Origin of the sequence: Taibaiella sp. KBW10 (assembly GCF_003852495.1) — a bacterium.
Taxonomy (GTDB): domain Bacteria; phylum Bacteroidota; class Bacteroidia; order Chitinophagales; family Chitinophagaceae; genus Edaphocola.
The window spans coordinates 607,958-620,408 of the sequence record NZ_QAJI01000005.1 but is presented as its reverse complement, the minus strand read 5'-3'; the positions used below and the strand labels follow the sequence as shown (position 1 = coordinate 620,408).

The 12,451-nt window shown below is 42.9% G+C and carries 12 protein-coding genes; 7 read left to right on the top strand and 5 right to left on the bottom strand.

Going from position 1 to position 12,451, the window contains the following annotated elements:
* The first annotated feature begins 39 nt into the window (after positions 1-39).
* Together clpX and DBR32_RS13125 are read left to right on the top strand one after the other, a co-directional pair.
* Complete coding sequence (gene clpX / locus DBR32_RS13130) at positions 40-1,284, top strand: ATP-dependent Clp protease ATP-binding subunit ClpX (RefSeq protein WP_124636791.1); 1,245 nt, start codon at positions 40-42, stop codon at positions 1,282-1,284.
* Positions 1,285-1,346: 62 nt separating this feature from the next.
* On the top strand, positions 1,347-1,739 hold the full coding sequence (locus DBR32_RS13125) for an SET domain-containing protein (RefSeq protein ID WP_124636790.1): 393 nt from the start codon (positions 1,347-1,349) through the stop codon (positions 1,737-1,739).
* 31 nt (positions 1,740-1,770) lie between these two features.
* Here DBR32_RS13125 and DBR32_RS13120 read toward each other — a convergent pair whose 3' ends face one another.
* A complete protein-coding gene (locus DBR32_RS13120; RefSeq protein ID WP_124636789.1) occupies positions 1,771-2,034 on the bottom strand; it encodes a GlsB/YeaQ/YmgE family stress response membrane protein in 264 nt (87 codons plus the stop codon).
* Positions 2,035-2,175: 141 nt separating this feature from the next.
* On the opposite strand from DBR32_RS13120, the gene DBR32_RS13115 reads away from it, so the two are divergent.
* From DBR32_RS13115 to DBR32_RS13100, 4 genes are all read left to right on the top strand, one after another.
* Positions 2,176-3,174, top strand: a complete 999-nt coding sequence (locus tag DBR32_RS13115) for a sugar phosphate nucleotidyltransferase (protein ID WP_124636788.1) — start codon at positions 2,176-2,178, stop codon at positions 3,172-3,174.
* A 25-nt stretch (positions 3,175-3,199) separates the two neighbouring features.
* A complete protein-coding gene (locus DBR32_RS13110; protein ID WP_124636787.1) occupies positions 3,200-4,150 on the top strand; it encodes a nitronate monooxygenase family protein in 951 nt (316 codons plus the stop codon).
* Between the two features lie 68 nt (positions 4,151-4,218).
* Positions 4,219-4,728 (top strand): hypothetical protein, encoded by a 510-nt coding sequence (locus DBR32_RS13105; protein ID WP_124636786.1) that lies wholly within the window; start codon positions 4,219-4,221, stop codon positions 4,726-4,728.
* A gap of 81 nt (positions 4,729-4,809) precedes the next feature.
* Positions 4,810-5,730: a MauE/DoxX family redox-associated membrane protein gene (locus DBR32_RS13100; protein ID WP_124636785.1), complete on the top strand. Its 921-nt coding sequence runs from the start codon at positions 4,810-4,812 to the stop codon at positions 5,728-5,730.
* Between the two features lie 34 nt (positions 5,731-5,764).
* On the opposite strand, the gene DBR32_RS13095 is transcribed toward DBR32_RS13100, so the two are convergent.
* The 3 genes from DBR32_RS13095 to DBR32_RS13085 all read right to left on the bottom strand — a co-directional run bounded on the left by DBR32_RS13095 (position 5,765) and on the right by DBR32_RS13085 (position 10,393).
* Positions 5,765-8,872 (bottom strand): VIT domain-containing protein, encoded by a 3,108-nt coding sequence (locus tag DBR32_RS13095; RefSeq protein ID WP_158605995.1) that lies wholly within the window; start codon positions 8,870-8,872, stop codon positions 5,765-5,767.
* Between the two features lie 98 nt (positions 8,873-8,970).
* Positions 8,971-9,765, bottom strand: a complete 795-nt coding sequence (locus tag DBR32_RS13090; protein WP_124636783.1) for an undecaprenyl-diphosphate phosphatase — start codon at positions 9,763-9,765, stop codon at positions 8,971-8,973.
* Positions 9,766-9,769: 4 nt separating this feature from the next.
* Positions 9,770-10,393 (bottom strand): 7-carboxy-7-deazaguanine synthase QueE, encoded by a 624-nt coding sequence (locus DBR32_RS13085; RefSeq protein WP_233559736.1) that lies wholly within the window; start codon positions 10,391-10,393, stop codon positions 9,770-9,772.
* Between the two features lie 131 nt (positions 10,394-10,524).
* On the opposite strand from DBR32_RS13085, the gene DBR32_RS13080 reads away from it, so the two are divergent.
* On the top strand, positions 10,525-11,445 hold the full coding sequence (locus tag DBR32_RS13080; protein WP_124636782.1) for a bestrophin family protein: 921 nt from the start codon (positions 10,525-10,527) through the stop codon (positions 11,443-11,445).
* Here DBR32_RS13080 and meaB read toward each other — a convergent pair.
* Positions 11,442-12,437 (bottom strand): methylmalonyl Co-A mutase-associated GTPase MeaB, encoded by a 996-nt coding sequence (gene meaB, locus DBR32_RS13075; RefSeq protein WP_124636781.1) that lies wholly within the window; start codon positions 12,435-12,437, stop codon positions 11,442-11,444. The genes DBR32_RS13080 and meaB overlap by 4 nt on opposite strands.
* Positions 12,438-12,451 lie beyond the last annotated feature (14 nt).

Here is a 12,451-nt window from a genome sequence, read left to right as displayed (position 1 = left end):
GTGCTGTATCTATCAAAATTAATAAAGAGATAAAATTATATGGCTAAAAAAAGTGGCCAATCCTGCTCTTTCTGTGGCAGAAGTGAAAGTGAAGTAGGATTACTCATCACCGGCGTACAGGGCAATATTTGCGATGATTGTATTCAGCAGGCGAGCACTATGCTCAATGATGGCACTGCCCCGAAGAAAAGTGGTTCCGCAAAATATGATGTCAACCAACACCAGATTTTAAAGCCGAAAGAAATTGCGGCCTTCCTGGATCAGTATATTATCGGACAGGATGATGCCAAGAAAGTAATGGCCGTAGCGATGTACAATCACTACAAGAGATTAAAACACGTTACAACAGATGATGTAGAAATAGAAAAGTCAAACATCATTATGGTGGGCGAAACGGGTACCGGTAAAACCTTACTGGCCAAAACCGTTGCGCGCATTCTGCAAGTACCCTTTGCCATTGCCGACGCTACGGTATTTACACAGGCCGGATATGTAGGGGAAGATGTTGAAAGCATCCTTACCCGCTTATTACAGGCTTGCGATTATGATACGGCAGCGGCGGAAAAAGGCATTGTGTATATTGATGAGATTGATAAAATAGGGCGAAAAAGCGACAACCCCTCTATTACCCGCGACGTGAGCGGCGAAGGGGTGCAACAGTCTTTATTAAAGCTTTTGGAAGGTTCGGAAGTCTTGGTTCCCCCGCAAGGTGGCCGGAAGCACCCGGATCAAAAAATGGTTAAAATAAACACGCAAAATATCTTGTTCATCTGTGGTGGTGCCTTCGAGGGCATCGATAAGATGATCTCCCGCAGGATAGAGACGAGCGCCATCGGATTTAAAAGTTCGGAAGAAAAAGACAAACTAGACCGGAGTAATTTATTGCAATACGTAAATGCGCAGGATCTCAGGTCTTTTGGTTTGATTCCGGAGTTACTGGGTCGTTTGCCGGTAGTCACTTATCTGAGCCCTTTGGATAAAGACGCACTTAAAAGGATTCTTACAGAGCCTAAAAATGCGCTGATCCGTCAGTACAAACGTTTATTCGAATATGAAAACATTGTGCTTTCGGTAGACGATGATGCGCTGGACTATATGGTAGACAAAGCGTATACGTATAAACTCGGAGGAAGGGGATTAAGAACAATATGTGAAATGATCCTGACCGATGCTATGTATGAAATGCCTTCTGCAGAGCACAATGGCACCTTTACCATTACCTTAGATTATGCACGCGAAAAACTGGATCGTTCGAAACTGGACGTTTTGAGGTCAGCAAGCTAATTCAATCATATCAAAAAGTGCATACCTTAAGCCGGTATGCACTTTTTTTAAACCATCCATTAATGTCTTTACAGATAGCAGCTTGTTTGTATATAGATAAGTCGGGAGATAAAGGGCGAGGGGTGTATACCAGCGAGGATCTTCCGGAAAATGCCATTATAGAAATTTCTCCGGTATTGGTTATGAGTGCAGACGACAGGAAACACCTGGACCAGACACCTTTGCATGATTATATTTTTGAATGGGGTGCGCAGCAGGAATTATGCTGTGTCGCCTGGGGTTATCTCTCCATGTATAACCATAGTTATACGTCCAATTGTGAGTACTATATGGATTTTGATCAGCAGGTAATCATGATAAAAACAGTAAGTAATATAAGAGCTAATGAAGAATTGCTGATCAATTATAATGGTGATTGGAATGATTCCAAACCTTTATGGTTTGAGGCAAAATAGCCGTGATACTACTTACTGCTTCATGTCTAAACTACTTTTTACCGGCAATTTTACCATAGATAAAGAGCACGACTAGGGCACCACCAACGGCCAGGGCAAAACTTCTTAAGTTAAAGCCTGTGACTCCGGTAGAACTCCATAATACATCTCCGATAAAGCCGCCGACCAAGGCACCGACGATCCCTAAAATGATCGTTATGATACAGCCTTGCGGCTCATTTTTGCCGGGCATGATAAATTTTGCCAATGCCCCGGCAATACCTCCAAATACAATCCAGAAAATAATGTTACTCATAGTGTTTTGTTTTAAGAGTGAGCAATTTGTCTAATAAAGGTATTATATTTTAGGTGAAATCCTTTTCTGAAAATGATAAAAATAAAATAACTTTTTTAGGCGGGCGATTTAACTTATTTTGCAGTAACAATAAATCATTCGATGAAAGCTATCATTCCACTGGCTGGAGCTGGCACAAAATTAAGACCGCATACGTATACGCAACCCAAAGCGCTCATACCAATCGCCGGCAAAACAATTCTCAGTGTTTTAGTTGAACAATTGCTGGAAAACGGCATTAATGAATTTGTATTTGTTATCGGTTACCTCGGCGATAAAATACAGGATTATATCAACAAGACATATCCAGACCTGAAATGCCATTTTGTAACGCAAAATGACAGAAAGGGTACTGGTCACGCAATCTGGCTTACTAAAGACATTGTGAATGATGATGAGATATTCATTTTGTATGGAGATACGATCTGTGATTATAATATCCAGGAAGTAATCAACAGCCCGCATTCTGAGATCGGCGTGCGCCGTGTAGACGATCCAAGGTATTTTGGGGTTGCGGAAATCGGAGACAACAGAACGGTATTCAAACTGATCGAAAAACCGATGATTCCCAAGTCTAATATGGCCTTGGTGGGCATCTTTAAGATCAAAGAAACTCAGGCTTTATATAAAACACTAGACTATTGTATTGAAAATAATATCGGTTCTATTGACGGTGAGTATCACCTGACCGAAGCCCTGCAACTCATGATCGATGATGGTGGGGTATTTAAGGCTTTTAAGGTGAATAACTGGTTTGATTGTGGCAAGAAAGACACTTTATTAGAGACCAACGCAACCCTGCTCAAGGGTCTTAAAAATAACAGCATCAACAATGATCGTTTTGCCAATACGGTGATCTTGCCTCCGGTAAGTATTGCTGAAGGCTGTAAAATTGAGAACTCGATTATTGGCCCCAATGCTACCATCGGCGAGCACTCTACAATTACCTCTTCTATTGTGAGCAATTCCATTATCGGTTCTTTTGCGGTTTTGGAAGAAGTGGTGCTCAAATCTTCCATTATCGGGAGCGATGCCTTTGTAAGGGGAATGAGCCAAAGCCTGAATATTGGAGACAATACAGATATTGATTTCGGAAAATAAAATAGCCTCTTTTTTTTTAATAATTATGTTAGCAGACAATAGAATCACCCAATTATTCAATATTAATTATCCCATTATACAAGCGGGAATGATCTGGGCTTCCGGATGGAGGCTTGCTTCGGCGGTGAGTAATGCAGGCGGTCTCGGACTGATCGGGGCAGGCAGCATGTATCCCGAAGTGCTTAAAGAACACCTGGACAAATGTAAAGCCGCTACTGATAGACCTTTTGGCGTGAATTTACCTCTGCTCTACCCGGATATAGATCAGCATATCAAACACATTATCGAGGCAGAAGTGCCGATTGTTTTTACTTCAGCCGGCAATCCCAAAACCTGGACAAAAACGTTGAAAGAAGCAGGTATTAAGGTTGTACATGTCGTCTCCAGTGCAAAATTTGCCTTAAAAAGCCAGGATGCCGGTGTAGATGCCGTGGTCGCAGAGGGTTTTGAAGCCGGTGGACATAATGGTCGTGAAGAAACCACTACCCTTTGCCTGATACCGAGTGTAAGGGCCTCTATTGAGATTCCATTGATTGCTGCGGGAGGCATTGGTACCGGAAGAGGTATGTATGCCGCTATGGCCTTGGGTGCAGAAGGGGTACAGATCGGTAGCCGGTTTGTATGCAGCGAAGAAGCCAGCAGCCATATGGCCTTTAAAAAAGCGATTATGGACGCACAGGAAGGAGACACCCAGCTGTCTTTAAAAAAGCATACTCCGGTAAGGCTATTAAAAAATAAATTTTATAATGAAGTAGCCCTCGCAGAAAGTGAAGGTGCAAGCCTGGCTACGCTGGAGCAACTCTTAGGAAGGGCAAGAGCTAAGAAAGGAATGTTTGAAGGGGATATAGAAGAGGGAGAATTAGAGATTGGCCAGATCAGCAGCATGATCAACGATATCCTGCCGGCGGCGGCCATTGTAGACCAAATCTGGAAAGAGTTTAACCAAGCAGTAGCGCAACCATTTTTTAAAGCTTAAATGTTTTGAAATTATCGTTCTAATAATTATCTTTACCTTTTACACATATTTAATCCTAGATATTCATTATGAAACAAATCTTTAATTTATCGGCGCTGCTCTTAGCTTTATGCTTCACCTTTGCCTCTTGCCAAAAAGATTATGATTCAACACCCGATGTTACAGAACCCATCACAGATAATCCTTTAAAAGGAAATTTTACCTGCAAGATCAATGGTGATTTGTTTATCGGGGAGCAAAAGAGTGCAAAAGTAACTGAAGTAAATGGTGTGAAAACCCTGACCGTAACTGCTACAAGATATGGTGCAGAAAGAACAACCAGCGATTATCAAACAGTCAGTATCGGAATTTCTAATTATAATGGTAATGCGAAATACCCGATCAGTGGTACTACCCAAATTATCTATTCCATTGTGGTAAATAATGCTACGACTACTTTTACCTCAAGCATTACCAATCCAAACTTTTATGTAACCACTACCGGAAATTATGTCGGTACGTTTAATGCAACGGTTGCTGAAGTGGGTAATACCTCAAATAAAGCGGTATTGACAGAAGGTAAATTTGACATTCAATAAAACATTAACTTTATATAGTGAAACCGATATTCTAAATGTAGGATATCGGTTTTATTTTTGTACAATAACAATCTGATTTCTATGAAGTTTACACTCAAGCAATTCCTGATCTATTTACTCTCTGCCTTATTAGGCTGCTTTTTTATTTTTTCGGCTTATACCAAGACAGAACCCATACAATTCTTTGAGTACACGTTATATGCCCAATTACATTTATCCCAAAATACCGCGGCCTATTTCGCCCGGTTCTTTATAGGGCTGGAAGCTGGGCTGGGCCTGTTGTTACTCCTGAATATTTACGGACGGGGGAAATGGGTGATTAAAATGGCATTCTGGCTTATTGTAGCCTTTTCCATACACCTCGCCATCTTATACTTCAATGCCGGGAATGATGTGAATTGCGGTTGCATGGGCAGTATGATTCCCATGACACCGGTCGTGTCTATTATTAAGAATATTGCGCTGTTGTGCTTACTGGCTTTATTGCTGAAAAAATCGACTTCAGAAAGTAGCAATACCCTTCACTGGCTCGCCAGCATTGTATTGGCCATTGTGGTTGCCGTACCTTTTGCCCTGTTTCCAAGCCAAAGTAAAACCGTAGCCCTTTCTAAATTATATAATCCGGCAAATAAAGAAATACCTCAGATAGAACTAAGAAAAGGAAAACACTTCGTGGGTTTCCTGAGCCTTTCCTGCTCGCATTGCAGAGAAGCGGCAAAAGACCTTAGAAAGATGAAAGCTGCCGATACCAGCCTGCCGATATACTTTGTCTTTATGGACCCTGAGAATGATACGGTAAAAACGGATATGCTTCAAGATTTCATGATGGATACAAAGGCCAATAATATCCCTTACAATTTCTTAGCACAGGATCCTTTCAGAGAGATTGCCGGTATGTATGTGCCTGCCATGTTTTGGCTCCAGGACACAACGATTATCCGAAAGCTCAATGTGCCGGATCTGAATCAAAAAGAGTTTCAGTTATGGTTAAAAAGTAACTAAAAAAAGGGTTGTTTCAGATGAAACAACCCTTTTTTTAAAAGGTGAAACTACCGACCAGCATACCCTCGGTGGTATTGCCCGCATCACTCATTTGTAAGGTAACCACCTTACGTTCCTCTTTGCCGCTACCATAATACAGGTAAATCTCTGCCATCACTGTAGTGGCACCACTCAATACAAATTGTGACTCTCCAAAATAGTTGGTTTCAATTATATACTTTCCTTTAATCGCCTTTTTCAATAAGAATTGCTCGGGGCCATAGCCTTGTGTAAAATCGTTACTGATCCTTCCTCCTGCCGTGGTTGTAGGCGCACTATACATACAGCGCTCTCCGTTCGGTTGTGTCACCCAAAGGTCTATATCGGTATCCATATGATTCCAGTTTAAAACGACACGTATATCTACCGGAAAATCTTTAATCAGTTCCGGATCTATTTTAGAGATGCTTAATTGTGAACGATGTTTACTGATCAGTTGATTGATCTCCATGACGATTACTTCTTCAATACCATCATCCCTGTTGGCCGCTTCCGGACTATAACTCCCTTGTAAAATACCATATAAATTATCTAAAGCCGCCTGGTATTGCCCGTTATCGGCCAAAGCCAAGGCATAATCTCTATGGCTCTGTGGATCCATTGGTCTCCATTCCAGCACCTTTTTCGCACACCAAAGTTCTTTTTCATATTTGCCCAATTGCTTCATCTTATACACCAGCATCTTCATCAAAGGAGCATCTTCAATATCCAGTTCAGCAATATTGCTCAGGATCATCATTGCCGTATCGGTTGCATTTTTGCTGAAAAAATAATTGGCAACATGATAATAAAAAGTTGGTTTATTAATATTTTCGGTCCTTTGGCTCAGATAGGTACGATACGGATTTTTGCTCATCCTGATTGCAATCATATAGGGCATTTGTTTGGAAGGCATTACCGGCTCAGGTTCCCGGTAGTCTGTCTCGCCTTCCACCTGACCTACAATATCTGTCGACCAGGCATAAGTCCCCAGCAGTCCGTCCATGCTGATATTATCGGTGACAACAGGCATTCCGGGAGCACTGCCGTCGAGCGCTGCAGCTACATTTGCAACCGGTGCTTTTGCCATTTCAGCAGCACCCGCCGTATATTGCGTTTCCACGGTGTATTGTTGCACCGCTTTTCGCGCAGGGTCCGTAATATTTACAGACGCCATATCCTTAGTGGAGGCTGACTTTTCATCGCGTACCTCCATTCTTTTTTCTTCCGCAGCCGGTGCCGCTCTATACATTGCCGTCGCAGATGGCGGCGGTGGCGGTGCATCTGCTGTTCCCACCTGGTAGTCTTCACTCACCATCTGGTTCCTCGTACTGATATCCTTTTGTGGCTTTGGAAAACGCGTTTGTGCCCTGAATGTCGTACCCCACCATTCTTTAAGGTTGGTGGTCATCTGAATGGCCTGGGCCAATAAATCGGTAATCCTTTGTTCTTCTAATACACTTTTATCTTTTTTCAGTTGCAGGTATTCCGCCATTAATTCTTCCGGCGGCGTGATATCATACTGCACATAATCATTTACCGATTCTAAGACCATCAAACTGGTATTGCGGGTTACAATGCCAAATTGTTGCGCGATATCTGCAATCTCTGCTGCATTTTTTTTATAATCCTGGTTTAATGTATTGATCTTTTGCTGTGCCCAAAGCTTGTGAAGATTAAGCGCAGGATTATTGTTACGCAATAAGGTAACCGTACGACGTTCGCTCACTACACCATTCCAACCATATAATAAGGTTACTTGCTTAGCCGTACCGGCAATAAGGCCCGTTACGATATTATGGCCGGCAATTGCGGTCGCCTTTGCAGGATACACCTGTGTCACCTCAGATTGGGCGATACCTAAGAACTGATAATAAGTACTGCTGATCTGTTGTATCGCATCGGCCGCTGAAGTGGCATTCAGGTTCACCATTTTTCCCGAACGGCTCAATTGCTGCATGGCCACATAATTGGCTTTTTGTCCGGCAATGAACGTATAAATATTGGCATTTACCGGGAGTGCGTCATCACCGAAAGTACTCATCCCATCTGTGAACAATAGTACATCTTTGACCATCTTATTACGCAGATACGATTTGCTTAATAAACTAAGATCGGTACCCCCATCATAAATTAAGGATTGCAGTTTTTGCTTTAATGCATTCCAGTTACCCTTGCTGATCACATAAGTACCTGCTTCTCTAAAATAAGTATTCAGCAGTTTTAAATCAATAGTCGTATTGGGATTCTTTTTAAAGAACAGGTCCAACACCGCCCACTCTTTCGCATGATCGCGTTTCAAACCACTCAAAGATACATCCCAGATCAGGTCAATTTTGGGCATCCATACCTTTGCTTTACTTTGTGGCTGTGCATAGTCATTAATCAGGAAATACGCACTACCATCCTCATTCGGCGCATAGACCGATTCTACAGTATTTATCTTTTTGGGCAGCTGAATACTTAGCGTCTTTGTAGGTTTATAATGCTCTTTATGCATTTGCGCAATATATGAAGGGCCCACATTATTGAAAGACAAACTACCATCCGGTTGTTCTATAAACGAAGGCTTTTCTGCACTTGCGGTAACCGTCACTTTGAGGTCAAAAGCGGATAAAGCATTGGGGTAATCCAGGGGTAAATGGTACTTCAGGTTGTGTTGCCCATCAAGCTTCAGGGCTTCTTCATAAGAAATCGCAATCGTTCTGGTGCCTCTTGCTGGAAAGGGAAAGATACGCGTACGAAAATTATTGCCCTCTACTTGTTCCAGTATACCCGGGTCTACATTTCGATGCTGAATACTTTCAAAAACCTCAGTAGCCTTTGCTTTTGCCACAGGAACGGCCTGGCGCATTTTACCATTAATATCAAGTGCATAACCGCTAATGGTTACGCCTTCTGGCATGGGAAAAGTGAGGGTTCCCTCTAAAGTACGGTCGCTGTTATTCTTAAAGGTCAGGGTAATTTTGGTCGTCGCTATATTACCGATAATATTCACCTCGGTATTCACCCGGTCGATCACCACATCTCTGGAGCCGTCTCCTACGGTAAGGGTTGGTATTTGCGCGTAAGCACCGGAAATGATGCTCAGGAGGAGCCCAAGCAATACGTAATATCTTTTCATACAAAGGGATTTATATGATACAAGATGGTAAAATAAAAAGATTTCCATAAAAAATATGGAAATCTTTTTTGCGTATGCTTCGCTATCGAAAGAGCGGCTTAGATAATATTTAATTCATGACCGCTCAGCAGCAATCCAATAATCAGTACCCCAAGCACAATGCGGTACCAGCCAAATGCTTTAAACCCGTATTTGGTAAGGATGTTGATAAAAGTTTTAATGGCGACGATGGCGACTACAAAGCCTACCAGGTTACCCACAACCAGCAATTTAATTTCTTCAGAGGTAAAGGTATTTCCATCCTTAAAGAATTTCAACACTTTAATCAGTGAAGCCCCAAACATCATCGGCAGTGCCAGGAAAAAAGAAAATTCTGCGGCGGCTTTACGGGTTAGTTTTTGGGTCATCCCACCCACAATGGTACTAGCCGATCTTGAAGTACCGGGAATCAAGGCCAGGCATTGATATAAGCCTATAATAAAAGCCTGCTTATAGGAGATATTATCCGAATCTTCAATCGCGGGCTTATTGAACCATTTATCGACAAACAGCAATACCACACCACCGACTACGAGCATCACGGCCACCGTCATGGGGCTTTCTAACAAAGCATCGATCTGATCATTGAGCAATACGCCTAAAAGTGAAGCCGGAATTGCGGCAATAATGAGTTTATAATAAAAAGACAAAGACCGGAAGAAACGCTTGTAATATAATACCAGTACCGATAGTATCGTGCCTAACTGAATCACGATCAGGAACAGCTTTACAAAAGCAGAAGGTTGCAAGCCCATCACGGCACTACCAATAATCATGTGCCCGGTAGAGGATACAGGTAAAAACTCGGTCAGTCCTTCTATAATAGCAAGGATAATCGCTTGAATATAATTCATAACGCTACGGTATGTTTAGGTATTTATGTGTTTGTAAGGATAAGGACCACTTTGGGTTTTGCTGTATATATTCCAGGATGATCGGGGTGATACTCTCCCTTTTATCCCATTCGGTCTGCAAATAGAGTTTACAGCTTTCGGGTACCTGCGCCGCATATTCTTCGGCCCATTTAAAATCATGTTTATTAAAAACCACGATCTTCAGCTCATGTGCCCAGGCCATATTCTCGGCTAAGGGTGCTTTGAATTTTTTGGGCGAAAGGGTTACCCAGTCCAGCTCTCCGCTTAAAGGAGAAGAGGCGGACGTTTCAATATGCGTTCTGAAGCCGGCTTCTTTCAAAGCCCTGGTCAGAGGTGCCAGGTCATACATAGAGGGTTCTCCGCCGGTAATGACCACAATGCGTCCCGGATGTGCCGCTGCAGCCGCTACCATTTCGGCAACACTCATTTTAGGATGCACGTCCGCATCCCAGCTTTCTTTTACATCGCACCAGACACAACCTACGTCACAACCGCCGAGGCGTATAAAATATGCCGCGTGGCCGGCATAGGCGCCTTCACCTTGTAAGGTGTAGAAATGCTCCATAACCGGATACTGTATGCTCATATAATCTGCTGAAAGGGACATGTATAGTAGAACTTGTGCGCAAAGATAGAAAATATCCCAAAGCTAAGGCCAAAAATAATGAGGGTAAAATGGTGGCTAAAAATTGATATAATGCGCTTATTTATGAAACTTTGTATGTTAAAAGGAAGGTTATGATCATTAGAGAGCGGGTAAGCTGGTTTAGGATGCTGTTTATTATGCGTGGATCTATTCTTCCCAAAATAGGATTTCAACTGTTGGGCCTGTTTGCCTTTTCTGCTTTAGTCACCTATTACAAAGGCATTGTTTTTGGATTAAACCTGAGTATGAATCCCTTTGCCTTTACCCTGATCGGTATTGCTTTGGCTATCTTTCTCGGATTTTGCAATACTGCGGCATACGATCGCTTTTGGGAAGGGCGCAAGCTTTGGGGTGCGCTCGTGATCGATACCCGCTCCATCATCCGGCAAGTAAAAGCATACGTAAAAGAAGGCACGGCAGCGGAAGACCGCTTATCTTATTTCACAAAACTAACGATTGCCTATACTTATGCGCTCAAGCATCAATTGAGGGAAGAAGAAGCCGGCACCGATTTACAGCGCCTGTTACCGGAACAACTGTTGCATGTAATCACTCCCATAAAATTCAAACCTGTTTTTTTACTGGATGAAATGGCTGCTTTTTTGCAAAGGGCACAGGAGCAGGGTAGAATTGATGTATATACCAAAATGCAGATTGACCAAAACCTGAACAATCTCTCTACTATCGTTGGCGGATGCGAGCGGATCCATAACACCCCAATCCCATTCCCTTACTATCTCTTGCTGCATCGTACGATTTATATCTATAGCCTCTTACTACCCTTCGGATTATTGGGTACTTTGGGTTGGCTCACTCCTTTTATCACCACCTTTATCAGCTACACTTTTATTGGTTTGGATGCGGTAATTGATGAGATCAAGGAACCTTTCGGTACAGAGCCAAATGATCTTGCCCTGAATGCCTTGTCTGAAACAGTAGAATTTTCGCTTTGTGAAATGGCAGGATTGCCTTTACCTCCGGTACGCAAACAGGAGGCGATAAAAATTGATTAAGAATGGTGAAAACCCGGCAATAAATCTAAGACCTGACGCACTGCAGAGTAAGGACTGACCTGGTTATTGAACACTAAAGTCTCCATTTTCTTAACCTGATCTTTAATACCTTGTTGTGCTAACAGCTGACGGAATAAAGCTTCGTTCAGCAGTTGACGGAAAGCAAACAGATTTTGTTCATTCCGCTTCTTCAGAAAATAGCCATTGGCTTGCTGGTGCTGATGAAATTTTTCAATCATCGCATCTACTTCTATGATACCGGTACGATCGTAAGCCGAACAAATCTTCACTTCGGGTATCCAACCGGAAGCATTGGGGGGAAGGAAGTGTAAAGCCCGTGCATACTCGCTTCTGGCCGATTTTGATTTCAGGATATTGTCTCCGTCTGCCTTGGTAATGATCAGACCATCGGCCATCTCCATAATACCTCTTTTGATTCCTTGCAATTCATCTCCGGCACCGGCCAGCATGAGCAACAAAAAGAAATCGGAAATCTGGCTGACTTCTGTTTCACTCTGACCCACACCTACGGTTTCTATGATGATAGTATCGAAGCCTGCAGCCTCACACAATAAGGTTGTTTCTCTGGTTTTATAGGTTACGCCGCCTAAACTACCACTTGCCGCAGAGGGACGGATATAAGCCATAGGATGTACGGATAACTGCTCCATACGAGTCTTATCGCCCAGGATACTGCCTTTACTGATGTTGCTGCTCGGATCGATCGCGAGTACGGCCAGCTTTTTCCCTTTCCCGATCAGGTGCATACCAAATGATTCAATAAAGGTACTCTTCCCTACTCCGGGTACGCCCGTGATGCCTATCCTTAAAGAATTGCCGGTATAAGGCAGGAGCTGATCGATCAGTGCACCGGCCAATACCTGGTGTGCGGGATTGGTCGATTCTATTAAGGTAATGGCACGGCTCAGCAAGGCAATGTTACCGGCCAGTATGCCTTCTTTTAGTTGCGCTATGTCGGGTAAGGGTCTCAAATGGGAATGCTATA

Bases quoted from the DNA above. Each gene is read 5' to 3' on its own strand.
- clpX (WP_124636791.1), top strand. From the start codon at position 40: ATGGCTAAAAAAAGTGGCCAATCCTGCTCTTTCTGTGGCAGAAGTGAA.
- DBR32_RS13120 (WP_124636789.1), bottom strand. From the start codon at position 2,034: ATGAGTAACATTATTTTCTGGATTGTATTTGGAGGTATTGCCGGGGCA.
- DBR32_RS13105 (WP_124636786.1), top strand. From the start codon at position 4,219: ATGAAACAAATCTTTAATTTATCGGCGCTGCTCTTAGCTTTATGCTTC.
- DBR32_RS13080 (WP_124636782.1), top strand. From the start codon at position 10,525: ATGATCATTAGAGAGCGGGTAAGCTGGTTTAGGATGCTGTTTATTATG.
- DBR32_RS13100 (WP_124636785.1), top strand. From the start codon at position 4,810: ATGAAGTTTACACTCAAGCAATTCCTGATCTATTTACTCTCTGCCTTA.
- DBR32_RS13110 (WP_124636787.1), top strand. From the start codon at position 3,200: ATGTTAGCAGACAATAGAATCACCCAATTATTCAATATTAATTATCCC.
- DBR32_RS13125 (WP_124636790.1), top strand. From the start codon at position 1,347: ATGTCTTTACAGATAGCAGCTTGTTTGTATATAGATAAGTCGGGAGAT.
- DBR32_RS13115 (WP_124636788.1), top strand. From the start codon at position 2,176: ATGAAAGCTATCATTCCACTGGCTGGAGCTGGCACAAAATTAAGACCG.
- DBR32_RS13085 (WP_233559736.1), bottom strand. From the start codon at position 10,393: ATGTCCCTTTCAGCAGATTATATGAGCATACAGTATCCGGTTATGGAG.
- DBR32_RS13090 (WP_124636783.1), bottom strand. From the start codon at position 9,765: ATGAATTATATTCAAGCGATTATCCTTGCTATTATAGAAGGACTGACC.
- DBR32_RS13095 (WP_158605995.1), bottom strand. From the start codon at position 8,872: ATGAAAAGATATTACGTATTGCTTGGGCTCCTCCTGAGCATCATTTCC.